The organism is Acetobacterium sp. KB-1 (genome assembly GCF_003260995.1).
Taxonomy (GTDB): domain Bacteria; phylum Bacillota; class Clostridia; order Eubacteriales; family Eubacteriaceae; genus Acetobacterium; species Acetobacterium carbinolicum.
Map to the genome: position 1 here is coordinate 3,108,375 of NZ_CP030040.1, position 26,251 is coordinate 3,134,625.

The 26,251-nt window shown below is 41.4% G+C and carries 26 protein-coding genes; 20 read left to right on the forward strand and 6 right to left on the reverse strand.

The genetic code is table 11. The annotated features are described in order from the left end of the window. Positions 1 to 184 precede the first annotated feature (184 nt). From DOZ58_RS14355 to DOZ58_RS14445, 20 genes are all read left to right on the forward strand, one after another. Positions 185 to 1,306: an ABC transporter ATP-binding protein gene (locus tag DOZ58_RS14355; protein ID WP_111888919.1), complete on the forward strand. Its 1,122-nt coding sequence runs from the start codon at positions 185 to 187 to the stop codon at positions 1,304 to 1,306. After that, positions 1,303 to 1,935 (forward strand): ABC transporter permease, encoded by a 633-nt coding sequence (locus tag DOZ58_RS14360; protein WP_111888920.1) that lies wholly within the window; start codon positions 1,303 to 1,305, stop codon positions 1,933 to 1,935. Before DOZ58_RS14355 ends, DOZ58_RS14360 begins: the two co-directional genes overlap by 4 nt. Next, positions 1,935 to 2,540 carry an ABC transporter permease gene (locus DOZ58_RS14365; RefSeq protein WP_111888921.1) on the forward strand — a complete coding sequence of 202 codons (606 nt, stop codon included), beginning with the start codon at positions 1,935 to 1,937 and terminating at the stop codon, positions 2,538 to 2,540. Before DOZ58_RS14360 ends, DOZ58_RS14365 begins: the two co-directional genes overlap by 1 nt. 79 nt (positions 2,541 to 2,619) lie before the next feature. Next, positions 2,620 to 3,534: a glycine betaine ABC transporter substrate-binding protein gene (locus DOZ58_RS14370; protein WP_111888922.1), complete on the forward strand. Its 915-nt coding sequence runs from the start codon at positions 2,620 to 2,622 to the stop codon at positions 3,532 to 3,534. A gap of 374 nt (positions 3,535 to 3,908) precedes the next feature. Continuing rightward, positions 3,909 to 5,006 (forward strand): iron-containing alcohol dehydrogenase family protein, encoded by a 1,098-nt coding sequence (locus tag DOZ58_RS14375; RefSeq protein ID WP_111888923.1) that lies wholly within the window; start codon positions 3,909 to 3,911, stop codon positions 5,004 to 5,006. A gap of 22 nt (positions 5,007 to 5,028) precedes the next feature. After that, entirely contained in the window at positions 5,029 to 6,024 is a 996-nt protein-coding gene (locus DOZ58_RS14380) for an ABC transporter substrate-binding protein (RefSeq protein WP_111889787.1), read from the forward strand. 35 nt (positions 6,025 to 6,059) lie between these two features. Beyond that, positions 6,060 to 6,959 carry an ABC transporter permease gene (locus DOZ58_RS14385; protein WP_111888924.1) on the forward strand — a complete coding sequence of 300 codons (900 nt, stop codon included), beginning with the start codon at positions 6,060 to 6,062 and terminating at the stop codon, positions 6,957 to 6,959. After that, entirely contained in the window at positions 6,952 to 7,713 is a 762-nt protein-coding gene (locus DOZ58_RS14390) for an ABC transporter ATP-binding protein (RefSeq protein ID WP_111888925.1), read from the forward strand. Before DOZ58_RS14385 ends, DOZ58_RS14390 begins: the two co-directional genes overlap by 8 nt. A gap of 5 nt (positions 7,714 to 7,718) precedes the next feature. Further along, positions 7,719 to 8,018, forward strand: a complete 300-nt coding sequence (locus DOZ58_RS14395) for a cupin domain-containing protein (RefSeq protein ID WP_111888926.1) — start codon at positions 7,719 to 7,721, stop codon at positions 8,016 to 8,018. 74 nt (positions 8,019 to 8,092) lie between these two features. Continuing rightward, positions 8,093 to 8,302 (forward strand): molybdopterin-binding protein, encoded by a 210-nt coding sequence (locus DOZ58_RS14400; RefSeq protein ID WP_111888927.1) that lies wholly within the window; start codon positions 8,093 to 8,095, stop codon positions 8,300 to 8,302. 536 nt (positions 8,303 to 8,838) lie between these two features. Beyond that, the gene (locus DOZ58_RS18575) at positions 8,839 to 8,988 is read left to right on the forward strand and encodes a hypothetical protein (protein ID WP_162624536.1); all 150 of its coding nucleotides are present in this window, start codon (positions 8,839 to 8,841) and stop codon (positions 8,986 to 8,988) included. A gap of 30 nt (positions 8,989 to 9,018) precedes the next feature. Then, positions 9,019 to 9,996 (forward strand): YafY family protein, encoded by a 978-nt coding sequence (locus DOZ58_RS14405; RefSeq protein WP_111888928.1) that lies wholly within the window; start codon positions 9,019 to 9,021, stop codon positions 9,994 to 9,996. Between the two features lie 27 nt (positions 9,997 to 10,023). Continuing rightward, positions 10,024 to 12,024 (forward strand): dynamin family protein, encoded by a 2,001-nt coding sequence (locus DOZ58_RS14410; protein ID WP_111888929.1) that lies wholly within the window; start codon positions 10,024 to 10,026, stop codon positions 12,022 to 12,024. 30 nt (positions 12,025 to 12,054) lie between these two features. Beyond that, positions 12,055 to 14,388 (forward strand): dynamin family protein, encoded by a 2,334-nt coding sequence (locus tag DOZ58_RS14415; protein WP_111888930.1) that lies wholly within the window; start codon positions 12,055 to 12,057, stop codon positions 14,386 to 14,388. 10 nt (positions 14,389 to 14,398) lie between these two features. Beyond that, complete coding sequence (locus DOZ58_RS14420) at positions 14,399 to 14,953, forward strand: hypothetical protein (RefSeq protein ID WP_111888931.1); 555 nt, start codon at positions 14,399 to 14,401, stop codon at positions 14,951 to 14,953. Between the two features lie 109 nt (positions 14,954 to 15,062). Continuing rightward, complete coding sequence (locus DOZ58_RS14425; protein ID WP_111888932.1) at positions 15,063 to 18,200, forward strand: helicase HerA domain-containing protein; 3,138 nt, start codon at positions 15,063 to 15,065, stop codon at positions 18,198 to 18,200. Further along, positions 18,197 to 18,799, forward strand: a complete 603-nt coding sequence (locus tag DOZ58_RS14430; protein WP_162624537.1) for an HNH endonuclease — start codon at positions 18,197 to 18,199, stop codon at positions 18,797 to 18,799. The genes DOZ58_RS14425 and DOZ58_RS14430 overlap by 4 nt, the downstream gene beginning before the upstream one ends. Positions 18,800 to 18,810: 11 nt before the next feature. Further along, positions 18,811 to 19,218: an SMI1/KNR4 family protein gene (locus tag DOZ58_RS14435; protein ID WP_111888934.1), complete on the forward strand. Its 408-nt coding sequence runs from the start codon at positions 18,811 to 18,813 to the stop codon at positions 19,216 to 19,218. A gap of 246 nt (positions 19,219 to 19,464) precedes the next feature. Further along, on the forward strand, positions 19,465 to 19,767 hold the full coding sequence (locus tag DOZ58_RS14440; protein ID WP_111888935.1) for a hypothetical protein: 303 nt from the start codon (positions 19,465 to 19,467) through the stop codon (positions 19,765 to 19,767). A 48-nt stretch (positions 19,768 to 19,815) separates the two neighbouring features. Continuing rightward, positions 19,816 to 20,982, forward strand: coding sequence for a GTPase domain-containing protein (locus tag DOZ58_RS14445; RefSeq protein WP_111888936.1), 1,167 nt, complete (start codon positions 19,816 to 19,818; stop codon positions 20,980 to 20,982). A 45-nt stretch (positions 20,983 to 21,027) separates the two neighbouring features. Here the strand turns inward: DOZ58_RS14445 and DOZ58_RS19110 are convergent, their stop codons facing one another. The 6 genes from DOZ58_RS19110 to DOZ58_RS14475 all read right to left on the reverse strand — a co-directional run bounded on the left by DOZ58_RS19110 (position 21,028) and on the right by DOZ58_RS14475 (position 26,044). Beyond that, entirely contained in the window at positions 21,028 to 21,549 is a 522-nt protein-coding gene (locus tag DOZ58_RS19110) for a nucleotidyl transferase AbiEii/AbiGii toxin family protein (RefSeq protein ID WP_162624538.1), read from the reverse strand. Next, a complete protein-coding gene (locus DOZ58_RS19115; RefSeq protein WP_111888938.1) occupies positions 21,527 to 21,943 on the reverse strand; it encodes a nucleotidyl transferase AbiEii/AbiGii toxin family protein in 417 nt (138 codons plus the stop codon). Before DOZ58_RS19115 ends, DOZ58_RS19110 begins: the two co-directional genes overlap by 23 nt. Continuing rightward, complete coding sequence (locus DOZ58_RS14460) at positions 21,930 to 22,544, reverse strand: DUF6088 family protein (RefSeq protein ID WP_111888939.1); 615 nt, start codon at positions 22,542 to 22,544, stop codon at positions 21,930 to 21,932. The genes DOZ58_RS19115 and DOZ58_RS14460 overlap by 14 nt, the downstream gene beginning before the upstream one ends. A gap of 277 nt (positions 22,545 to 22,821) precedes the next feature. Beyond that, on the reverse strand, positions 22,822 to 23,988 hold the full coding sequence (locus tag DOZ58_RS14465; RefSeq protein ID WP_111888940.1) for an ABC transporter permease: 1,167 nt from the start codon (positions 23,986 to 23,988) through the stop codon (positions 22,822 to 22,824). Then, positions 23,975 to 25,102, reverse strand: coding sequence for an ABC transporter permease (locus tag DOZ58_RS14470; RefSeq protein ID WP_111888941.1), 1,128 nt, complete (start codon positions 25,100 to 25,102; stop codon positions 23,975 to 23,977). Before DOZ58_RS14470 ends, DOZ58_RS14465 begins: the two co-directional genes overlap by 14 nt. A gap of 9 nt (positions 25,103 to 25,111) precedes the next feature. Further along, positions 25,112 to 26,044 (reverse strand): ABC transporter ATP-binding protein, encoded by a 933-nt coding sequence (locus tag DOZ58_RS14475; RefSeq protein WP_111888942.1) that lies wholly within the window; start codon positions 26,042 to 26,044, stop codon positions 25,112 to 25,114. Between the last annotated feature and the right edge of the window lie 207 nt (positions 26,045 to 26,251).

A 26,251-nucleotide genomic window follows, 5' to 3' on the forward strand; every position in this document is an offset into this window, starting at 1 on the left:
TATTTTTTAGCAATAATTTTAATTTTCCACTAAAAAGCAATGTCATAAATGATGTTGGAAGAGATAGAAACACTCGTTGGTTCTAGCAATGACAACAACAGATAAGAGTTGCTTTTTTTTTAAAAATTTTTATCGATGTACATCGAAGCAAAACCGACGATCAAGAAAAGAGAGGTTCTATCTAATGATACGTTTTGAAAGCGTAAAAAAGAAATATGGAAATACCGTTATCCTGGACGATTTAAGTTTTAACATTGAACCCGGAGAATTTGTGGTGCTGATTGGTCCAAGTGGTTGTGGAAAAACGACGACTTTAAAATCGATTAACCGTTTGATTAAGCCGGAGCAGGGAAAAATATTCGTTAATGGTGAGGAAATTTCGCAAGTCAATCCCGTTAAATTAAGACGAAAGATTGGTTATGTCATTCAGCAAATTGGTTTATTCCCGAATATGACCATTGAACAGAATATCGGTGTTGTGCCGAAACGGCTGAAATACAGCAAACAAGAGATAAAAAAAATTACTAAAGAGCTGATGGAAATGGTTGATATGTCCTATGAGGAATATGCCCATAAGTATCCACCTGAACTGTCGGGTGGTCAGCAGCAGCGAATCGGTGTTTTAAGGGCTTTAGCCGCATCACCGCCGATCGTTTTAATGGATGAGCCCTTTGGTGCGCTGGATCCGATGACGCGAGCGACGCTTCAGAAGGAGATTGTGAAGCTGCATAAAAAACTTAAAAAAACCATTGTCTTTGTGACTCATGATATGAATGAGGCCCTGGACTTGGCGGATAAAATTATTTTTATGGAGCATGGAAAAATTATTCAGATGGCGACACCAGAGGAGATGCTGGCAAATCCGGCGAGTCCGTTGATTCGTGATTTTATGCGAAAATCATCGCTGGCAACAGACCCTTTAAATCTAACAGCAGCTGATTTTATGAGTGAGAATGTGATCAGCGTTCAAAAGAAAAAGAGCATTCGTGAATGTACCGACTTAATGGCACGACAGCATATCGACTCGTTAGTCATCAAGAATGAAGATGAGACCTATGCTGGCGTTGTAACCATTAAGGATATCAAAAAGCATGGTAAATCCTCAGGTAGCATTGGTGAAATCGAACCGTATCAAAATATCACCTCCGACATTTTAGAAAATGCCAAGGATTCGTTTGATAAACTTTATAATTCTGGTGACAATTATGTGGTCGTTTTGAACAGTGACCAAACCGTTGCAGGAATCATTTCAAAGACTAGCATGGCAACCGCCATGGCTGATACTTTGTGGGGTGATATGCAATGATTTTTCTCGAAACATATGGTGATCGCCTGATTACCGCTTTTCAAGTTCATTTATTTTACGTCCTTACTTCAGTGACTATCGGCTTTGTGATCGCATTGGTACTGGGCATTCTGCTATCTCGTGTTCCTCAATATGCAAAGATCGTAATGCCGCTACTTTCGGTATTTCAGACAATTCCTGGAATTGTGTTTATTGGAATCCTTTTTCTATACCTCGGGATGATTCCCGCAACGGTGATTTCTGCGCTGGCGGTTTACGCCATTTTTCCAATTCTTAAAAATACCTATACCGGCTTACTTGATGTCAAAAAGGAATACATTGAAGCTGCCAAAGGGTGTGGGATGTCGCCATTTCAGATCCTGATTGAAGTTGAACTGCCGTTAGCTTCGCCTTCTATTATTGCCGGATTAAGGATGTCAACCATCTACACTGTCAGTTGGGCGGTTTTAGCGGCAATGATTGGACTGGGGGGATTAGGTGAATTTATTTATATCGGCATTGCCTCGAATAATGATCAGTTGATTCTGGCAGGTGCCATTCCATCGGCAATTATGGCGATTGTCCTTAGTCTGCTAATTGATGTGCTTCGCCGTGTCGTTGTGCCCAAAGGAATAAGGAGTGTGAAATAATGGATGCATCAATTATACTGGAACACCTCTATCTTGTTATAATGACAGTAATATTTTCAGTTGTGGTGGGCTTGCCGATCGGTGTTTTGGCTTATTTAAAACCATCAGGAAGGAAAATCGTCTTATGGTCGGTTGAAATATTACAGACAATACCAGCCTTGGCGCTGTTAGGGTTGATCATCATTGCTTTGGGTCCGGGAAAAATGACCGTGATCTCAGGTCTGGTGCTGTATTCACTGTTGCCGATTGTTCATAATACCTGTGTCGGTTTGGAAAATGTTGATAACGGGATTAAGGAGGCCGGAAAAGGCATGGGATTGACGCAATTAGATCGTCTGATTTCAGTCGAAATTCCGCTGGCTTTCCCAATGATTTTTACTGGAATCAGGATTGCAACAGTGACCACGGTAGGGGTCGCGGTCTTTGCAACTTCAGTTGGAGGAGGTGGGTTGGGCAAAGTAATTTACCAGGGGATTCGAACGCAAAATATGAATTTAATCGTCTCAGGGACATTGTCACTGATGATCATGGCGGTACTATTTGATGTATTGATGATCGTGATTAATCGACGTTTAACAAAGGGAACCAACAATAAAGTATTTTAAAAAAGCATTTTAGCTGTTGGTATGTTGTGATGAGTGGAAAGAAAAATAGAATTTTTAGAAATGAAAGGAAAAGAAAAAAATGAAAAAGATAATGAGTTTACTGGTTGTTTTATTGTTGACAATGTCCGTTGCCGGTTGTAGTTCGGGAAAAGAAGAGGCCTCGATCATCATATATGATGGAACCTTTTCGGAAATGAAAATTATCAATCAGATGGTTAAAATGGTGGTTGAAAATCATACCGATGCAACGGTGGATATTCGCGATGAAATGGATGAGGTAAATACGTTTAAAGAAATGGTTGCCGGGAATGTTGATATTTTAAATTCATATGATGGGACCCTGCTGACCACCTATTTGAAGTTAGATACCACGAACATTCCAGAAGGCATGACCTTATATGATTATGCCAATGAAGTGGCCTCAACTGAAAAAGGTGTGCATATGTTGGATAAAATAGGATCTGAAAATACCTATGCCATCGGGGTACTTCCGGAAACGGCACAAAAGTATAATTTAAAAACCATTTCTGATCTCGCCGCTGTTTCTGATCAGTTGGTCTTTGGTGCCGAACATGGTTTCTATACCGAAGAAGGAAGTATGAAATATGGCCCATTTACCGAATTTTACGGTCTGAATTTTAAAGAGAACAAACCCCTTGATATGGCCTTGAAGTATTCCGCAATTGAAAGTGGTAATATTGATGTTACGATTGTTTATACAACCGATGGCATGAATAAAAAAACCGGACTGGTTGTTTTAGATGATGATCGAAATTTCTTCCCGGAATACAATGATGCTCTACTCGTCAGAAACGATTTGTTTGAACGATACAATGAAATTGCGCCTGATCTTGAAGCGGTATTAAACTCTTTAGGGGGACAGTTTACAAATGAAATAATGACAGACCTGACATATGAAGTGGACGTAAATGGTCGAACACCAGAAGATGTTGCTCATGAATTTTTGCTTAGTAAAGGTTTGATCTCAGAATAATTAAAAAAGAATCGATAGTTGAGACTTTACAAAAGCTATTTGAATATGGTATCATCTTAGACAACAGAAATAAACCTTTGATTGAAAGTAGTACCTATTGGAAAGATGCTAAAGTGAGTTGCAGATAGTGAGAATGCAGCAGTTATCGCAATCGGGAATGGATTCATGAGGGTGAAAAGAACGGCCGATGGCTTAGTAATGTTCAACGGGGATTCCGTCCGTTATCAAAGGAAAGCGTATGATTGTACGTATTAAAGTGGATGGATCTCAACTTGGTTTGAGGACATCAATTTAGGTGGCACCGCAGGAATTTAAACTCTTGTCCTATGTAAGGACAGGAGTTTTTTGTTTTTTAGAAAAAAAGGAGATACCAGATGACATACAGTGTTAATTTATCAAATTATACCGTTGGGCAGTCAAGTTATGATCACATTGATGCGATCTGCTCCCACTATGGTAAAAAGGTGGTGCTGATTGTCGGGGATCACGGCTATCAAGCGGCTAGAAACGTTCTCGATGCGGCGATTGACAAGAGTCGTCTTGAAGTGGTAAAAACCCTTCACTATGGTGGTGAGTGTACCTATGAAAATGTCGAAAAGCTGAAAAAAGAAATCGCTGCTACGGATGCCCAGATGATTTTTGCCATCGGCGGCGGACGGGTGCTGGATACCGGAAAATTTGTGGCCGAACAGGTGGCTAAGCCGGTTTTTTCATTCCCCACCATCGCCTCCAATTGTTCTGCCTGTACCAGTGTTTCAATTATGTATGGTTCGGATGGCGGCTTTTTAAGACCCGAGTTTTTAAAAGAACCGCCCAAACATGCCTTTATCCAAACCCAGGTGCTGGCTGAGGCACCAGTAAAATACCTCTGGGCCGGTTTGGGAGATACCTATGCCAAATATTATGAGGCCAGTATTTCCGCCCGAGGCGAAGCACTGAACCACGCCCTGACCATGGGCGTAAACATCAGTAGTCAATGTGCCGACGGAATCATCACGCACGGGGTTTTGGCACTCCATGCCAATCAGGAAAAAGTCGTCAATGAAGCTTTTGAGCAGGCTGTCCTGATCGTTATTGTCACCACTGCGCTGGTATCCATTCTGGTCACCCTGGATCATACCCCGGATTACAACAGTGGTCTGGCCCATGCCATCTATTATACCCTCACCACGATTCCCGGCTTTGATAATGAAACCCACCTTCATGGTGAGATTGTTGCCTTTGGTATTTTGATTTTGCTGCTGGTGGATGGCCAACGGGAAGAATTTGAGCGGGTTTATCATTTTAACTGTGAAACCGGGCTGCCCCATGCTCTGGCCGATCTCGATCTAAATTATAAACAGTTAGAACCTTATCTGGAATCCATCACCCAAATGGCTGATATCCGCCACAACCCCTACGAGATCACGCTGGAAATGCTAAAAGCAGCGTTTTTGGAGCTGGAAAATGTCAATAAAAACACCAATAAATAACACAAAAAAAGGAGAAAAAGAAATGAAAAAGAATGTTTTTAAGAAAATGACCGCAGTCGTTTTAACCCTGGCGATGACCCTGTCGTTAGCCGCCTGTGCATCATCGGGAACGGGCAGCACGACTGAGGATAAGAAATTAAAGGTTGGCGTGATTCAAATGATTGAAAACGGCGCCTTTGATGCCATGCGTGACGGCTTTATCAAACAGCTTCGGGATCAGGGATACACCGAAGATGACATGGAAATCGTGGTAAAAAATGCCCAGGGTGATACCTCGGCTCTTAATACGATTGCTCAGGAAATGTCCGACGGCAGTTATGATCTAGTCGCCACGGTGGCCACACCGGCATCCCAGGCTTTTGTCAACATGAAGTCCGAAACACCACAGGTGTTTATTGCGGTATCCGACCCGGTTAAAGCCGGGATTGTCACCACCATGGAAAAACCCGATCACAACGCCACCGGAACCTCCAATCCCATCCCAGTAGACAAAATTGTAGACCTGTCAAAAACGCTGACCCCGGGCGTTAAAACGTTTGGGATTATTTATAACACCAGCGAGGTCAATTCCGTCAGTACGGTTAACAAGGCCAAAGACTATATGACTGCCCAGGGTTATGAAATCAAAGAAGCCGTGGTCACCAATTCATCCGAAGTTAAACAGGCCATTGACAGCTTGTTAAGTCAGGTGGATGCGATCTTTATTCCTAACGACTCAGTGATTCAGAATGCCATGCCAACCGTTGCCGAAGCAGCCAAAACGGCTAAAAAACCAGTCTACGGCAGCTCCACTGTGATGGTAAACACTGGCGCGCTGGCCACTGTTGCCATTGGCGATACGGCTATTGGCGCCGCCTCAGCCGATATGGCCATTGAAATATTAAACGGCAAAACCCCGGCTGATATTCCGGCAGTAGCAGTAGAAGCGACCGAAACCGTGATCAACCAAACCACTTCCGACGCGATCGGCATTAAGCTACCGACTGATCTTAGCAATACCGCTGTGATTGTGAAATAACATTTAGACCGCCTGACCTTTAAAGGAGAAACATTATGTCATTAGCCATCGGTTCCCTGCAACTGGGCCTTATTTATAGTCTCATTGCCATGGGCATCTACATTAGTTTTAGAGTACTTAACACCCCGGATTTAACTGCCGAAGGAAGCTTTGTCTTTGGCATGGCCGTCATGACCATCTCAGCGGTGAACGGACATCCTGTTTTAGGGATTCTTCTTTCCCTGCTGGCTGGCGGACTGGCCGGTCTGGTCACGGCCCTGCTGCAGACCAAGCTCCGCATTCCTGCTATTCTCTCCGGGATTCTGACGATGACGGGCCTCTACACCATCAACCTGATGGTGATGCAGGGGTCTTCCAATCTGACCCTGTTAGGAGTCACCACTATTTTTGATCTGCTTGGTGGGCGATTGCCCATGGATTTCGATATGGCTAAGATTGTCATATCACTGACTTTTGTGGTGATTGCCATGGTGGTGCTGGTACTGTTTTTCAAAACAAATAGCGGCCTTTGTATCCGTGCCATCGGTGACAATGAAATGATGGCACGGTCCTCATCCATGAGTGTTGATCGTTATAAGATCCTTGGTTTGATGATCAGCAATGGCCTGATTGCCTTATGTGGGGGGCTGGTGGCCTGTGATCAGGGCTATGCCGATATGACCTCCGGTGCCGGAATGCTGGTTGTCGGTCTGGCTGCCGTGATTATCGGCGAAGCCTTTATTCGTCGCCGGACTATTTTGGCCGGGATGCTCAGTTGTCTGCTGGGTTCAGTGATCTACCGCTTTATCCTGGCCCTTGCCATCAGCACCCGGATCTTCCCAGCCTATGCCATGAAACTATTATCAGCCGTGATCGTCACCATTGCCCTGTCGATTCCGGCGTATCAGTATTACAAGGAAAACTATCAATTGAAAAAGAGGAACCGCCATGCTTAAGATTATCGACTTGAAAAAGAAGTTTACCATCGACAATGGGGTGGATAATCATATTCTAAATGGTCTTAACCTGAGCGTCGATGACAGCGAATTTGTCACGATTTTAGGCAATAATGGTGCCGGTAAGTCCACCCTCTTCAATTTGATCAGTGGTGCTATCCTGCCTAACGATGGCACGATCTACCTGGATGAGAAAGACATCACCTTTATGCCGGAACACAAGCGTTCCAAATTCATTGGCCGAGTTTTTCAGAGCCCGATGCGGGGAACCGCCCCCAACCTGACCGTGGCCGAAAACCTGGCTCTGGCCTATGGCCGACAAAACCGCAAGAATTTTAACTGGGCCTTAACCAAAAGCCTGAAAGCAATCTTCCGGGACAAACTGGCCGAGGCGGAGATGGGTCTGGAAAATAAGCTGGATTCCAAAATAAAAAACCTCTCCGGCGGACAGTGCCAGGTGGTGGCTCTGATTATGTGTACCATCAAACCCCCGGAACTGATTCTGCTGGATGAACATACTGCTGCACTGGACCCCAAGACTGCCGAAGACGTAATGTCTTTTACCAAACGGATTGTCGAGAAGGATCATCTGACGGCACTGATGATCACGCATCATCTGGAAGACGCCATTGCCTATGGCGATCGGTTAATTATGATGGATCGGGGTGTGGTGGCCCATGAGTTTACCGGAGTTGAGAAAACCAATCTCACGTCAGAAGAGCTGCGAACCCTCTATCATTTAAAAGAAGGCTGAGCGAGATGAAAATGAAATTGCCCCCAACCGTAATAAGAGAGATTCAGGTTTCTGAAAGCGAATGCGCACTGGTACGGATGACGGTGAAAGCCGGCACCATCCCACCCCTTCATGCCCACCCCCAGGCCCAGATCGACTACATGATCAGTGGCTGTGCTGATGTCAGCGTCGACGGAATCATCACCCATCTGGAGCCGGGAGACGCTATTTATATCCCGGGTGGCGTCACCCATGGTTTTCTGGTCAGTGAAGAAGATCAGGAATTTCTGGAGTTTTTTACGCCGGGGCGAGATGATTTAGAATGAATATTGTGGCGGTTGACTTTATAGCAGTAAAGTAATATAATAAATTTGAAATTTAAACCATAAGGAGGAAAAAAATGAAACTAAGTGCGAGAAACCAATTAAAAGGCAAAATTGCCAGTATTGAAGAAGGTGCAGTGAATGCGATTGTAAAAGTGGACATCGGAAACGGAAATATTGTTACTTCTTCTATTTCAATGGGAGCGGTTAAAGATTTGGGATTAACTGTTGGCGGTGAAGCAACTGCAGTGGTTAAGGCCACTTCAGTCATGATTATGGTTGACTAATAAATTAAGAAGAACTTCGCAAGAGGTTCTTTTTTTGATTTAAAAATTTTTCAGGCACACAATTTGCCATATCTTGAAATTTTCTAAGAGTCGTGGATGATAAAAGAGGCGAAGATAGTGTGGCGGTTGAGTCATAGAATATTCAAATGTTTGACATATGTAAAAGATTTATAAATAGTGATAAAAAGGCATAACTTTACACTAGAAAAGTTTTGAAATCGTTATAAAAAGGCGTATAATGAAAAAAGTATGGTTAATTGTAGAATAAAAATCAGCTCAACACTTGAAGAGTTTTATTAAAAAAAGAAGTTGCTTATAAATATCAGGGGCTTATTGGTTGTTTAATTCTACATTAAAGAAAGTTGATAATGGAATAATATCTATAGCGGGTAGCTGATCAATAGGGGACAAAGATGCGGGGTTAATTGAAATGCTGCACATGAAAATCGGATAATTGATAGGCTAGGACAAATTCTGTCCATACCATTCTGGTATAATCAGGGTAGCAAATCAATCCATTAAAAAAGGAAATGACTATGATGTATGAGAAAAAAGAACAGGCTCAGAAAAAGAATCAGAAAACACTATGTCAGATCTGCCATCAGAATCCGGCCACAACCACCATGCCAGGGCCACTTGGACCCGTGAAGGTGTGTAAAAGCTGCAAGAAAAATGTGCGAATCTAGAGCGGAGCTTAGAAAGGGTGGAACGGTAGGATGACATCACAACACGATGAAAAGAAAACCGCTCGGATTCTGGCCATTTATGATCAGATCATTCGGGGTGAGACCGTTAATAAACAAAAATGGGCCGAAAATCTGGGGGTCAGTGATAAAACCATTCAGCGGGATCTGAAGGAAATCGAAGACTATCTACAAGTGCTTTACCCGGAGAGCAAGGTTGCCTATGACCGGAAGTGTCAGGGTCACCGATTGTTCCGGGAAGGCAGTATGGCACTGTCGGATAACGATATCTTTGCGGTTATTAAGGTGCTGCTGGATGCCCGACCTTTTAACAAAAAAGAAATGGGAAAAATCCTTGATCATCTGCTGTGCCTGTCCTACAACCGCAAAGCCATTGAGCTGGCCATCGGGAATGAACGTCAGCATTATCAGCCAGTGAAACACGATGAAGACTTAATTGAACGGATCTGGTTTTTTAGTCAGAGTGTTCAGAACCATCAGGTGCTGGGTGTTCAGTATCAAAAGCAGGATGGCACCGTCAAGGCCTATAAAATCAATCCCCTGGGGTTATTGTTCAACGAGTATTATTTTTATGTGATTGCTGAGATCAATGGCAAGGAGAATCCCGTTTCACTGGTTTTCCGGCTGGATCGATTTCTAAATTACGCCTTTTATGGGGAGGATCAGCGATTTACTGTTGACTACGGCAACCGCTTCCAAGAAAGCGAATTCCGGGATCAAATTCAGTTTATGTATACCGGTGAACTGACCACCATCCGCTTCCGGTTTTCCGGCCCATCCCTGGAGGCGGTGCGAGATCGGCTGCCCACTGCCAAGGTGGAAAAAACTGAAGACGGCGTCACTACTCTTTCAGCTCGGGTCTATGGAGAAGGGGTCAAAAAATGGCTGCTTTCGCAAGGGGACTGGGTTGAGGTACTAAGCCCGCCAAGTTATCGCAAAGAGATGGTGGAGATGATTGAGCGGATGCGGGGGAAGTATGGGGAGGAATAAAATAAATTCAGATTGTGTGAGGTATCAATGATAGTAACAATTATCTATAATCCGTATATTAAAAAAAATCAAATAGTATACAATGGAAATGAAGTGAAAAATGACAGCATTCTTAAATATATCTGCAACAAAAAAAATCAGAATTGGTTTGAAGTTACATCTGGATGGCAGGGCATTTTTGAAGAATTGGAACAGAAATTTATTGATGAAAGACTTTATTTGGAATTTTGGGGAAGAATGATTGATTACAAGGAATTTGTGTCAAACTTTAAAAAATATCAAGGCGAACAAATCTCATTGATTGACCCTATTCTAATTGAAGATGAAAATATGTTGATGAATGAAATATCGGGATTTATCAATAAGTTGGAGAAGAACGACAAGCTATCTCGTGATCTTGCGGATGAATTCGAAAAAATCAACAGCAATAAATTTAAAATTTGCGTGATTGCCACCATGAGCAGCGGGAAGTCTACCTTGATCAATGCGATGCTGGGACGCGATTTACTGCCCTCAAATACGGCGGCCTGCACGGCAACCATCACTACCTTGACCGATAATGATGAGATGGAGTTTTTTGATGTATGGTGCTTTGATCAGAAAGGGAAACTTTTTATTGAGAAAAGGGATGTAACTCTGGAAGAACTGGAATTATATAATGAAAATGAGGCGATAAAAATCATCGATTTAGAAGGCCCCATCCCGGGAATTTCGACATCAAGGTTTAACTTACATCTGATCGACACGCCTGGGCCAAACAATTCGACCAATGATGACCATGAAAAACTAACTTTCGAAATGATTGAATCAGATGACTATGCAATGGTCATTTACGTAATGAGTCCTGAAACCATACAGTCTGACGATAACGATGAATTGCTTCAAACAATTGCTGAAACAATGAATAAAGCAGGGAAAAAAGCTGAAGAGCGGTTCTTATTTGTAATCAATAAATGCGATAATCTAGATCCGGAAGATGAAGATGATACCATCGAAAATGTTCTGGAAACCGCAAAGGCTTATCTTAAAAAAATTGGAATTGACGAACCAAATATTTATCCAGTTACGGCTGAAATTGCTAAACTGATCCGGATGAATCAGCGGGGGGAGAAATTAACCAGAAAGGATAGAAATGAAATTGATGACTGGCTGGAAATTTTTGAAAGCAGCACGCCTGAGGATCAAGAGTATCAACGACTTAAGAGTTTTGAACAGTTTGCTTCACTAACCCCGGAAGCACGACAGACGATTACCAGGCGATTAAAAACTGCGAGAAATGAAAAAAATACTATTGTCGAAGGTCTGATTCATACGGGGGTACCGGCGTTAGAAGAATCAATTGAAGAATACCTGGCGAAGTCGGTTTATCCAGCGAAAATCAATGATTTTATCACATGTGTGGATACATATTTAAAATTTCCGGTTTTAGCGGAAGCAATTGCTCATTATTTTGATGAGAAATTAAAATTGGTTAAGCATGGAAATGAAGTGTTTAAGAGAGCTGAATATATTGCGAAAACAGGAGAGGACAATTATGCTCAAGAAATATGTAAGATCCATGATCAGAGAAAAAAACTGACCGATGGGAAAAGTAGGATTGATCGGTTGTATGTAAATCAGCTCTTTGGTTTTTGCGATCCCTTAGAGTATTTAATTATAGAAATGCTAAATTCTAAAGGCCTGATTATGATTAACAAAAAATATTGTGATATAAATCCAATAGGAATAAGTAGTTTAAAATTAATGAAAATGCGGGATAAAGGCTTAAAGTATTTTGGTTCAGAAGGATTCAAATACAAAATACTGAAAGAATCAGAATTTAAAAATCTTGATGAAAAAGATTTATCGCGCATCATCTGGATGCCCAAAAGTTTGAAGATGAAGATTCAACATCAGCTGAATCCAATAGTCGAGCTTAGTGAGAAAATAGAAAATTTTAGTCAGATGATAAGTGATGAAATAATTGCGAAAAATGCTGAAGAATTATTGATATATGCACAAAAGCAAAATCATCCGATTTTTCAGTAATGTATAAAAATTGAATTGAGGTGTAACAATATGGAATTTAGAATTAACTACAACCCTTATGAATTACGATCGGAGTTTTTCTTGGATGGTGTGCGATTAACAGAGGATAGTCGTTTTTCACGGATCAAAGAAAAAAGGCTCCAACAATGGTTGAATAAAAATGGCGACTGGAATGGACTGTGTAATGAACTTCTAGAATTGACCAATAATGGCAGTATAGCAGTAAAATTTAAAGGTCGAGCGGTGGATTATGAGGATCTTAGTCTTTATCTGCAACAGGAGTGCACAAAAAAAATTACCTTAAGTGAACCGGAATTATCAAGTAATGATCAGAATATTATGACACAATTGGATGAGGTCATCAAAAATATTAATTTAAAAGCAAGAGAAGTTTTGTCCAAAGACCAATTAGATTCGATACAGAATTCTTATGAAAATGCAAAAAAAGCAGACTTTAAAGTTTGTGTCATAGCAACCATGAGCAGTGGGAAGTCAACTTTAATCAACGCCCTGTTAGGTCGTGACTTGTTGCCTTCAAATACGGCTGCCTGTACCGCAACAATCACAACGATCAAAGATCATGAGCAAATGGAAACCTTCGACGTCAAGTGCTTTGATAAAAATGGAAAGCTGGTTTCTGAAAGTAAAGATGTTGCTCTGGAAGCGTTGGAAAATTTCAACGCCGATACAGAGATTAAGCAGATTGATTTAATTGGCCCAATTCCAGGAATTGAGTCGGATAAAATGACGTTATTTTTAGTAGATACACCAGGTCCTAATAATTCAACAAACGATGATCATGAAAAATTGACGAAGGAGATTATTCATTCAGATGAAAATACCATGGTCATATACGTGATGAGCCCAGAAACAATACAATCAGATGACAATAACGAGTTACTCCAGTCGATTGCCGAAGTAATGCAGAAAGATGGCAAACAAGCTGAAGATCGCTTTCTTTTCGTAATTAATAAATGTGATGACCTCGATCCAGAAGACGAAGATGATACAGTTGAAAATGTCATTCAAACGACAAAAAATTATCTTGTCAAGAAGGGCGTTCATTATCCGAATTTGTTCCCAGTTACAGCCGAAATTGCAAAACTGATCCGGATGGATAAACGGGGTGAAAAAATAACCCGAAGAGATAAAAAAGAAGTTTCGAACTGGATTGAAAATTTTGAGAGTGAAGATTCAGAGGATCGCATGTTCCAGCGATTGTTAAGCTTTGAACAGTTTGCTTCCTTGTCACCAAAAGGCAGGGATAATATAAAAATTCGGATTGAAGAAGCCCGAGATAAAGAAGATTTGGATTATGAGGCACTTATTCACACCGGGATACCGGCATTGGAAGAAACAGTTGAGGAATACCTGGAAAAGTATGCCTATCCGATGAAAATTAATGATGCAGTGAAGGAATTGATTGAGATTATTGATCAGGAAGAAATGAAAAGTAAATTTCATAAGGAAATCCAGGAAAACACGGCTTTGCTTGAGCAGGTAAGAACGGATATTGAAAACAGCAGAAGCAAAGTTAATGAATTAAAGAATAAAAAAACAACAATTGAGGGGAAAATTGGCTCCTTTAAATTTGATATGAATTCAAGTCAGGTAAAAGGCGAAATCAACAGAGATCTGGCACGTATGACAGATGAATACAATGGTAAAACTGAAATTAAGAAAGAGGCAAGTGATCGGATTTTTAAAGAGTTTGCCCAAAAGCAGGAAAAATATCTGGTTGAATTAGAAAGAAAACTCTCGAATCAAATCGAAACTGAAATTGTGGCGAGAGGGAACGAGATGCTGAAAGAATTCAGAGTGTTTATGGATGAATTCAAGAATAGTATTAAAATCAATAACTTCAATTTCGAAAAAATTGTCAGCTTTAAAAACTGTGATGTCAAGGATCTTAACAGTTTGATAAAGGCCAATACCAAAGAAAAAAAGCATAAAGAGTATTATACAGTAAGTAATCCCGAGCGTTCAGGTTTTGTCGGTTTTTTTAAATTCTGGGAGCCTAAGCGTATTGAGAAAAGTAAAATGGTCAGTGACGGGGAATTTGTTAATGTTTATAAAACGGTTGAGACTGCTATAATGGGGTGGAAGACCGAATTGAATGAGCAGATTGAGCAGGTATTTAAACGGGCTGAAAATGAAGTGCGACGGCTTAATGAGTATTTCAAAAATAATATGGACGAAGCTGAGAAGGTTGTGAATGTGACCCTAAATGAAATTAATGATGAGATCAATAACAATTTAAATATGAAAAAGGAAGAAAAAGAAAAGGACTTGGAAGCGAATCAATGGAAAATAAGTTATATTGATAGTATTAGCCAACAGCTAAAAGAAATACTAAGTTTTTAGGAGGAATGAGATGAATAATTTTGAAGTAAACGAGTATTTAAGAGAGCATTTGGAAAAGAAAGAGGTTAAAAAAGTAGCAAGCGATCTGAGTGTGATGGTTTATACCGATCGAACCTTATCAGATGGTCGACTGATGGAGATGCTTAAATATATTAAAACAAGTTATTCGGATGTTTATGAGCAACTGATTGAAAAATGCGATGAATCTCAATATAAACGGCTCTCGCAAAATGGACAACTAATATGCAAAGAAATAAATGAAGATACTTTTGCTGATGCAGTTTTCGCACTTGAAAATAATTTTTGCTCTGAACGGATTGAAGACATTCGTGTTCTAGGAAAACATTTATATTCACAAAATGAAAGTGCTGAAAATAAAAAAGAGGTCACTGTACCGGTTGCTAAATCGAGCGAAAGAAAAGCAGTTGTACAACAAAAGGGCACAATACCCGTGGGGGAGCAGCGAAGGTCTCCGAAGAAAAAGAAAATCTCCGGGGGCCTGGTGTTAATTCTGGCAGGTTTAGCTCTGTTAGCAGTGGTAGCAATTGTTCTGACTATCAAGTAGTTAGTCTTGCGATCAGTATTCAAAAAAAAGTTGAGCTACAGATAAAAGTGGAAAAAGCCAATAAAAAAAATAGCCAGGTATACAATACGATAAAGGATAGGCAGCAATAATGATAAATGAATTAGATGTTAGAGATTATCATGATCTGTCCCGATCATTTATTTTGGCAAATGAAATCATAACGAAGAACTATTTAGCGAAACTGGAAAGCTATGAGATTGCAGAGTTGCCGAATGAACTGGGAATTATTGCTGAAGTATGCAAGTTTACCCGTTTGTATAAAATTTCAAAACTGGTTTATAACAAAGATGAGCTATTTTTAGATAAACTTTCGACGATCCTCAATGGCCTTTATACAATCAACAGTACCGTTGTAACGATCATTACCAGCGATGGTTGCAATGTCGACCTATACATGGGAACAGTGAATAAGTCGCAACAGGACACGTCGAACATGGGCAAATTCTTAAGTGGATCTTTTTGTGGCAATCTGCCGGGATCGGAGATGAAGAATATCGGTGCCGATGAGATGGCAGAACTTTTTGAAGATATTTTTAATGAGCGTTCCGTGGTATCGGCAGTGTCAGGTATTCCTTCGCTGCGAAATGAAGAGGAACAGAACAATGCAACCTATATTCAGGGAATTGAAAACATGGTTGATTCTTTGGCCGGGATCCAGTATACCCTTTTGACCATTGCAGATTCAGTTGAACCTGATCAACTGAATCAGTGCGAAAATAGTTTGGAAAATCTTTATACTCAAATATTCCCGTTTTTAAAATCAGAATTGAATTTCAATGAGAGTGAGGGTTTAAGTCTCACCGATTCGACTTCAAACAGTGTTTCAAAGGCGATCAATACTAGTGTCAGTGATACTCAAAACAGTACGATTTCAAAAGGCTGGAGCAAAGCTCACACTGAAGGCGAGTCGCTTACTGGAACTGCAACAGCTGGTTTTTTTGTAGGTGTCGCAGGTGGTGTTGCAGTAAGTAAAGGCAAAAACTCTTCCGACACTTTATCAGAAACAGGAAATACGAGTGACAGTTTTGGGGTGACCTATAATAGTGGTGTCAGTGATGTGATCGCCGATATTACTGGTTTTTCTTCTGGAACAACTGAGACAAAGGGGCGTTCGCTACAGATTTCAATGATCAATAAAAAGGCCGATAATATGCTGAAAAACATCGATCAGCAAATCGAGCGATTAAATCTTTGTGAAAGTTATGGTGCGTTTAATTATGCAACTTACGTGATAACAAAAGAACTTGGCGATAATAAACGGGTTGCCAGTGCGTATAATGCATTACTGAAAGGGGATACATCGTATCTGCAAACAGCCCATATTAATACCTGGAATAAGAATAAGAGCGGGGCGGTACTTAATTACTTAAAACGCTTTACCCATCCAAATTTTACGGAGCACTATTTAACAGAGACCTATGTGTCACCAGCTTCGCTGATCAGTGCAGAAGAACTGGCATTGTGTATCGGATTGCCCAAAAAGTCAATTATCGGTCTTCCGGTTATTGAGTGTGTTCCCTTCGGGAGAAGCATTCAGCGGTTATCTGAATCACAAGAACCGGAGCAGTCTATCAAATTGGGCAAGGTTCATCACATGGGGAAAACCTCGGATGATACTACAATTCAATTGGATCTCAATAGTTTGGGGATGCACACCTTTATTACCGGTTCAACGGGTTCAGGCAAATCAAACACAATCTACGGTATATTAAATAAACTGCAAAAAAACGATATTCATTTTTTAGTCATCGAACCGGCAAAAGGCGAATATAAGCATGTTTTTGGGAATAAGGAGGATGTTAATGTTTATGGTACCAATCCCAAGATAATGCCTTTATTGAAAATCAATCCGTTCAAATTCCCCAAAGAGATTCATGTTCTGGAGCACATCGACAAGCTAATTGAAATTTTTAATGTCTGTTGGCCGATGTATGCAGCAATGCCCGCTGTGTTAAAAGAATCGGTCGAACGGGCTTATGTTGCAGCGGGATGGGATCTCGATCTTTCGGAAAACGAAACGGCAGAAGCGTTATTTCCAAATTTTGCAGATATGCTGCTGGAACTTAATCAGGTTATTGGCGAGTCTGCTTATTCGGAAGAACTGAAAGGAAATTATATTGGGTCATTGGCGACACGGATCAAGTCATTAACCAATGGCATAAATGGTCGGATTTTTGGTTGCGATGAAATTGAAAATCAATTATTGTTTGATAGCAATACGATTGTTGATTTGAGCCGTGTCGGATCGATGGAAACCAAGGCCCTTGTTATGGGAATTTTGGTTATGCGCTTGCAGGAACACCGATTGGCACAGGGTGGCATGAACGCTGATCTCAAGCATGTGACGGTTCTGGAAGAAGCCCACCATTTATTGAAACGAACATCTACTGAGCAAAGTAGTGAAGGTTCAAATCTGCTCGGTAAATCAGTGGAAATGCTGGCGAACAGCATTGCTGAAATGCGAACCTACGGTGAAGGCTTTATTATCGCCGATCAATCACCTGGATTAATGGATATGTCAGTAATTCGTAATACCAATACGAAAATAATTTTACGATTACCAGACTTTTCAGATCGGGATTTAGTTGGAAAAGCGGCTTCGCTAAATGATGATCAGATCAAAGAACTAGCGAAACTGCCAACCGGGGTTGCCGCCGTTTATCAGAATGACTGGTTGGAACCGGTTTTATGTAAAGTCAATAAACATCAGACATTGAGTAATAAACAGTATATGTTTGAAGAACAACTACAACGTGATGGATCAAATGAAAAAAAACTAAGAACAGAAATTATCAAATTTTTAGTACACGGCCGTATTCCCGAGAAAATCGAACCGGATCTTGACTATATTGACCAGTATTTAATCAATTCAAACCTAGCGGCCAGCCACAAGCGATTAATAAAACAATTGACGGGCGAGTTTAAGAATACAGGTTCACTGGAGATTTGGACAACAGAAAAATTTAGGGATCTATCTCGTTGTGTCTCGGAAATTCTTGACAGTGATCTTCACGTTGGCAAGGGGGTTATGGAGTCAAACGATTATCAGGAATTGACTAAGACGATGATTGATCTGATCAATCACAGAATTGATGAGAATAATGAACAGGTGCTTTTAGAAACCTGTCACTGTATGTTGAGAAATATAATAAGAAATCATGAAACGGATTTCGGCGTTTATGCAAAATGGCGGGAACATGTGGAGAATGGAGGGATGCGTCTATGATGGAATTTGCTGGTGGAATCGGAAAAAGCATGGCTGAAAGCAAACTCAGTGAATTAGCAAAAGAGGTGCCTGCAACAAAACAGGATATTAAAGTGCTTGATAAACCACTGCAGTTCGGTGAAAGTAAGATAAGTGAAAAAAATTTTTTGAATGAAGATACTGAAAAAAATATTAACACTAACAATTTTCCCACCCGTAATCAAGAATTAGAGGGGAAGGAACATCCGGAAACAAACGTACCTTTCGAAAAAAAATCTGTTGAAAATAACAATGGGGAAATAATAGACGTTGTTGTGCCAAAATTCGACAGTGATTTCGATGCTCAACTACCATCAGAGCTTAATGAGGCATCTGATAAAGACCAATTTAATGAATGCAACAAACAATTAAAAGAAAAAATTGAAAAAAACCCTGAATTTGGTTCAAAATTTTCGAAAGAACAATTGGAACAAATCATGGATGGAGAAACACCGGATGGTTATACTTGGCATCATGATGCTGAAAAGGGGAAAATGCAGCTTGTAGATTCCACAGTACATGCAAAAACTGGTCATACAGGGGGCAAGTCCATTTGGGGCGGCGGAAGTGAAAAGCGATAAAGGAGAAAGAAATGAATGATTTAACATGGAAATATGTGAAGGAATTAGAGAATAAAAATGCCGTTGAGTTGTTTGAAGATGAGAATGATATCAAAATACCAACTGATATTGTGGAGTGCATAAAGATAAATAACGGAGGAAGGCCAAACAGAAAAGGGTTTGATACAGAGTGTTCTAAAGGACGTGTCGTAAAAAGTCTACTATCCTTCAATCCGGAAGACTTAGAAACAATTTACACTATTTTTGATGTTTTGAAAAAAGAGAAAAGTGAGCTAATTCCAATTTTTTCTGATCCATCTGGAAACTATATCTGTTATGATACGCTGAACAAAGAGATGGTATTGTGGCTTCATGAAACAAATACGACTGAAAAAATCTCAAATAGTTTTTCTGAATTTTTATCTTCACTATATGAGTAAGTGGGTATTTTATAAAGTGTGAATTATTAACCCCTTCAGTATTAAAACCGCTTCGGCGGTTTTTAAATTCCCCAAAATCCTCAAAAACATTTCAAATCTTCACCACCTACCCAATTTCTGTCCACCCACCTATCATATAATAATCTCAAGCCAGCAGCGGGCGGAAACGTATCCCTGCCAAACCTATACGGGTGCTGCATGTGCAACTGGTGGGGCTGGCTAAAAGAAATTATTTGGAGGTGCAACATGCAAACAATTTTCTACATCATTATTCTGATTATCAGTCTGGTTTCATCCTTTAAGATCTGCGGATTATTGAAGGTAATGATCTGGGGTGAAAATACCCTGGATCTGGGGATGAAGATTCTGTCGTTTTGGGCGATGATTTTCTTTTTCTGTCTGCTGTTCTGGGTCACTGTATTTGTCTATCTGGGCATTCCATTGCTGATCATTGGGGTGGTTGTGTTGGTAGCATCCCTAATTTTTGGCGGGAAAAGTGATGAAGCGGCGGTATCAGATGAGGACGAAGCGAAAGAATCAGAAGAATAAGTCAGCTGACGATGATAAAAAAATGCGAACAGCAAGGGAGGAAATGAAATGGAAATCGAATCTAAGGCAGATACCTTTGACTATGAAGCCGAATATGAAAAAATCAAGAATCAGGTGGTTACTTCTAATATTCTTTTGTGCGGCGCCACTGGGGTTGGCAAAAGCAGCCTGTTAAACTATATTTTCGGGTTGGAGCAGGAAAAGACGGCAACCGGTCGGCCGGTGACAACAGAAGGACTTTATCAGCATGCCTACGACTGTGGGATGGCCTTTACCATCAACATTTATGACACCTGGGGGCTTGAAGCCAATCAGTCTAAGCGCTGGAAAGATTTGATTGTGACGGAGGTAGAACGCCATGACTGTGAGCACATTGCTGAGTGGTTTCACACCATTATTTATGTTTTTTCGGCCAAGTCAGCCCAGATTGAAGGGTTCGAAAAAGCCATTATCCGGGAACTGATTGATCAGGGTAACCGGGTGATGACGGTGTTGACCCATTGCGATCTCCCCAATGTGGATGGTGCTATACATCAGATGGAAGCCATTCTTGAGGATCTGGGTATTGAGAAGCGCAATATTGTCCGAGCCTGTTCAGTCTCAAAAAAACTGCTGGGCGGGCTTGAGTCCGAGCCGTTTGGGTTGGAGGATGTCATCCATAATATTCGTAAAAACCTGTGGCAATCAATCTGTCTCAAGGTGCCGGGGAATGTCCTGATCCATGCTCAGCTGTTAATGGAAAGCTGGCGGAACGATGTGTATGACTATATCGAGGAAACGGCGACGATTTTTAATGCCTCATCACTGAGCACAGTGAACCGGATCAATGATTATGCCGGCCGCTCGGTTGAGATGGTTTATGGTGCCATCAGCCAATATGGCGAGGAAAAAATGGCTGAGGCCATTACCTATTATTGCCAGCTTGTCGACCAGCTGAATGCCCTGGCTGGAGAGCGTACTGGCAAGCCGGAATGGGACCGGCTTATGGATTTTGATTTTTCCCGGGATCGGGTCGATGTGGTCTGTGAATTACTGGCCAATCTGGTGGTGGGCCTGATTCCTTTTGCCGTCTTTTTCCTGTCCTCCAGCAACCAGGATAATCGGGTCCAAGAATTAAGGGATGGGATAGATGCCAGCTACAATCGGATTCTTGAAACCCTGAGCCAGGAGGCTCAAAAACTGGGAATTCAGCTGCTGCAGATGCAAGCAGCGTAAATGATCCCATCGTGCTATCGATAATCGTTGTCAATCTTCCTAAAATTAGCAATCAATGGCAAATAGCCGGGATTCGATTATTTTTCTTAAAGTCAGAATGACATCATCATAGGCTACCGGGTCATATAATAATTGCGATGTGATTTTTTCATAATCTCTCCGGTAAAAGTATTCCTCAATAATTTGATTTAGTATGCCATTTAGATCTTTGTCGGCTGAATGGCAACTGGAATTGTTGTGACGTTCAATCCGGACTTCAGCAATCAGTGGGACAAGGGATTCCAGATCATCCAGTCTGTCAATGATCATCGATATATCATAGAGATGCCTTGAATGTTCTGTAGGATTATTTTCAATGTAATAATCACAGACGGCGAAGACCTTATCAATAAAGGTACGTCCAATATCCTGAACGTAAACTGGGAAGGGTTCTAAATGATAGGTCTTGATAATTTCTGGAAATTGTTGTGCCTGAAGATAATTAGCGACCAAGGAATTGATTTTTAATTCCTGTACAGGAAAAGCCAGGGTGAGGAGTGTATTTTCAATGACACGGATCTCTAACAACAGTATGGTTTTCCTGATAGGTATACTGAACGAGAAAGCTCTGAAATTTGCGCTCGGACTTGAAATCAACAGCATTTAAATACTCAAATCCAAGATCTTCTATCGTCTGTCTAATTTTTCGGTTTGTTTCTTTGATTGTACTTTGTGTTACCTTTCCATTATTAATCGGATAATATGAAAGGTCAATATCTTCTGAAAATCGATTGATTGCTTTGTAACACTTAGATAAAGAGGTTCCGCCTTTAAAAATAAAATTTGGTAAATTTGTTTTCAGCGTTCTTAAAAAAAGCGTAACAAAATAATCCTTAACAATAATATCTGGTGCAATCTTAAAATATACACTGGTTCTTAAAATACTCTCTCTGAAATTGACTTCATCCTTATGCAAAATCATAAATCATCCCACTTTCAACCAATTTTTGATAAATTCGTTTTGGATAGGCGATGAGCACCTGATCGAGCAGGGACCGAGAAAAATTTTGGCTTTTGAGGTAGGTACGCAAATTATCAATCTGTTCGACGTTGTTTAAATCAATGCTCGAAAGGGCTTCGAGAAATTCAATGAGGGTTACATTTTCATTAGTGATGGGAGTTCGGGAACGTCTTAGAATCACCGGTTGACCGCCGATTTGAACCTGTCGCTTGCGGTTAGTTTCATTGTTTGTGGAAATTTCAATGACGTTGGGAACTTGAGTGGTCAGCCCCCATTTATTCAGCAAAGCCAGACCTGTCAAAACGCCATACTGATTTTTGTCATCGCTGAGGTATTTTCGACGGATCACATCAGCAGGATTGAGTGACGATTTACCAAAGATGGTTTTTTCAGGGATATAGTAAATACCCTTTTGAAACCGTCTGAGCTCTCCAGTCTTAGTCATCCTAGAGAAGGATTTTCTCAGCACATCGCTGGAAATTTTGTTTTTATTTTCCAGATCCGATAAAAAAATGGGCGTGTTGGGTTTAAATTTGGATTTAATTTGAGTAAGTGTTAGCATTGGAATCACCTCACCTATATTATAGAGGGTTTAAGTAAGATAGGCAAGTAATTATACTATTTATGTATAAAAATGTGACACCTCCTTAAGAAATAGACTTTGCTTTTTTAAAAACTTGACACCAGCAGCTACTATTTCTGTGCGGGAGGTGATCTTTCCTCTAACAAAAAATCTTTAATTATGAACAGGACCGGGACAAAATCAACGTTGTCCCAGTCCTGTTCTTATATGTATTAAATCAAATGATGAGCCTTGTTCTAAAACCCAACCATACTACTCAGCCTTCCACTCTTCTCTGTTTAATCAGTACCAGCGTCACGCCCAGCACCGCCACCCCAAAGGCCAGCACCAGCACCATACTGGTAAAAATCGACTGGAGATTGTTAGCATTGAAACTGACCGCTGCGGCGATTTCGTTATTGGCTTTGATATACCAGTAGGTGGGAGTAAAACTGGCAATGGTCAGGACATTGGCGCCTAGTAGTTCTTGAGGGACAAAGACGCCGCTGATAAAGCTGGTGCCAAGGGCAAAGACATTGGCGACGGCTGACATCGCGCCCCGGCTTTTGACCAGATTTGCGATTAAATAGCTGATACTTAAAGCGGCCAGGGTGAAGACAAAGGAGTTTAAGAGTAGCAGCAGGCCGTTGGCAGTAAACATGAAGCTGCCATACATGACAAAGCTGGCTGAGATCAGAACAAGCCAGGTTAAGATGGCAAAGCTGAGGTTGCCCAGAATCATCTGGAAATTCATATTGGCTGATCTTATCGGTGAACAGAGATTGCGCCGTTTGAGATCGGTATTATTAAAAACCAGCATTACTGAGCAGACGCCCAGAATCAGAATAGCAAACATTGAATAGGACAAATAATTAAAATAGTATCCGGATTTTTCAGCATTGGCGGAGTGGCTGCCGTTGCTGATCATCGTCACTTGGCTTTGTTCGGCCAGATCCTTGTCCAGGTATTGGGTCAGCTCAGCCTGGCTGAGGCCGGGCATGTAGGTGATGTAGGTTTGGGCGGTGTTCAAGTATTTATTGATCAACAGATCCATGTAGACATTGCTGGTGGAGTCCGGTACGATTGTTTTTTCCAACTGGACCTCCCGACCACTGAGCATTGCTTCGGTAAATCCATCAGGAACCCGAAGGATGTATTCCACCTGCCTAAAAAAAAGCGCATCCTGGAGTTTTTGGGGTTCATCGGGAAGATCCACCAGATTGGCATTTTCACTCAAATAAGTTTTGAGTCCGGCCACCAGCAAAGAATCATTATCATCATTGATAAAGGCGATATTGACCTTAACCTTGGAAAAATCGGTGTCCTGAGGCGGGTTATAGGTGTTGGTCAACAACAATGCCAGGACCATAAAAACCACCAGATAGATCAGGAGCAGGCCGCGGTTTTTCTTGATTACTTTGAAAAAAGCTTTATAAACTTGCATATTTCTGTCTCCTTAAAACTAAATACGTAATGGTGCTAAAGAGCAGTGTAAAAGCGCCCAACAGCAGGAGGTTCGTAAAAAACTGGGTATGGGTATTGTAGTAATACAGGGCATAAAAGCTGTCAGTGATCAGGCTGGCCGGGTTGAGGTAACTAAGAATCGGCACCTTGGTCATTACCAGATACTTGATATCACTGGACATCATTCCGGCCAGAAAGGACATGGTCATGGTGGACCCAATCAGAATACCGACAATGACACCCTCCCCTTTTTTAATGATAGCCGCAATACAGGCACCAAAGCTTACCCCGGTGAGGCTTCCCACCACACAGGTCAGGGCGATATAGAAAAGCTGATTGCCAAAACTGATGCCCAGTACCCCAGTCAGAAAGGCCAGCAGAAGCAGAAGTTCCAGCAATAAAACGGAGGTGGCGGCCAGCATTGAAGAAAGAAAGACGGTCAGTTTATTGGTGGGGGCCAGATTGACCCGGGCACCCACGGCCGAAAGATCAGCCTGAATCGCGACCACTTCCTTTACGCCCAGGAACCCGCCATATAAACAGGTCATCGCAATTAGCGTATAGAAATAATTGACCACCGGGTCCGGATTGGATTGGCTGGCAGAAACAGCACGCAGGTATTCGGTGCGACTGGAAACGCCAGTCAGAATGCCGTTATTCAGGGCGGCGGGGTTCTCGGTGATAATGGTGGTGATGGTGGCCGATGATTGTAAGAAATCATTCAGGAATTCTCGAATAATTGTTTGGTTAAGTCCAGATCGGTTCACCACCAGGCCCAGTTCTGGATCGAAAACGACATAGCCGTCGATCTGATTATCATTGAGCAGGGTATCGGCTTCGTCTCGGGTCGTATACTGAACGACGAACAATTCATCATTTCCGTTTATAGCCTCGGTAAAAGCCGGGTTCTGATCAAGTTCCTGGCTCTGGACCACGGCAACATTGACCTTAATAAATTCCTCGGCATTAGAAAGGTTGGAAAAGGCCAGGTTGAACAAGGTGGCTAATAGAACCGGAAAAAGAAAAGTCCAGAACATCAATTGCCGGTCGTTAAAGATGCATTTGAGGCGATAGCGATAATTAAATAAAAACATGACGTCCTCCTAATCTCTTAATTCTTTGCCGGTTATTTCCAGAAAAACATCGTTAAGGGTTGGTGGCTCGGAATAAATTTTACCGATGGTGATATTTTGATTTTTCAGGTGATCAAGAATTACAATCAGATTATTTTTTCCCCGACTTGATTTTACTACCAGCTGATAGTCGGTCAGTTCGGCTGAGATAATGTGTGGCAAGGCTTTGATTTCTAAGAGATTCAGGTTTTCAGGATTAAGCAGTTCAAGATTGATGTGCTCGCCGGATTTGATCATTTTCTTCAGCTCTTCATTGGTCCCCATGGCGATGATCTTGCCTTTATCCATAATGGCGATGCGGCTGGCGATTTGTTCCACCTCTTCCATATAATGAGAGGTGTAGATGATGGTGGCTCCCTGCTGATTTAACTTCTGGATACCTTCTAAAATATTGTTGCGGCTCTGAGGATCCACGGCCACGGTCGGTTCATCCAGAATAATCAGCTTAGGCTTATGGGCAATCCCACAGGCAATGTTTAGACGTCTTAGCAGCCCACCGCTGAGTTTTTTGGGGAAGAATTTGATAAAATCATTGAGCCCCACAAAATCAATGGCTTCGGCCACCAGCTTTTTACGGGTTTGTTTATCAGAAATGTAAAGACCGCAGAAGTAATCGATATTTTCATATACCGTTAACTCTTCAAAAACAGCCACGTTCTGCATCACCACCCCAATATCCCGTTTGAGATCATAGGCATCCGGGGACATCGGCGCATCGAAGATTTCAATGGTGCCCTTGTCGTATTTAAGCAGCGATAAGATGCAGTTGATGGCAGTCGTTTTCCCCGAACCGTTGGGGCCCAGCAGACCCAGGATTTCCCCTTCCTGGACCTCCAGATTGAAGTGATCCAGAGCGATGAGATCCCCGTAACGTTTGACCAAATTTTTTACATTGATAACCATAATTTGTTCTCCTTTATCGGTGGCCTGCTCCAATACTTGGAACAGACATCTGTTTTGTTTATCGATTGTGTTTATTTTACCCCATCGGCGACCACGTTGATAGTGATAAGCCTCCTGAATGGGTATGACAAATGTCACTATTTATGTTAAAGTAGTGATAAAATCGCAGGTTGATGGTAAAAAAACTCGAGACGATTCTGATAAGGG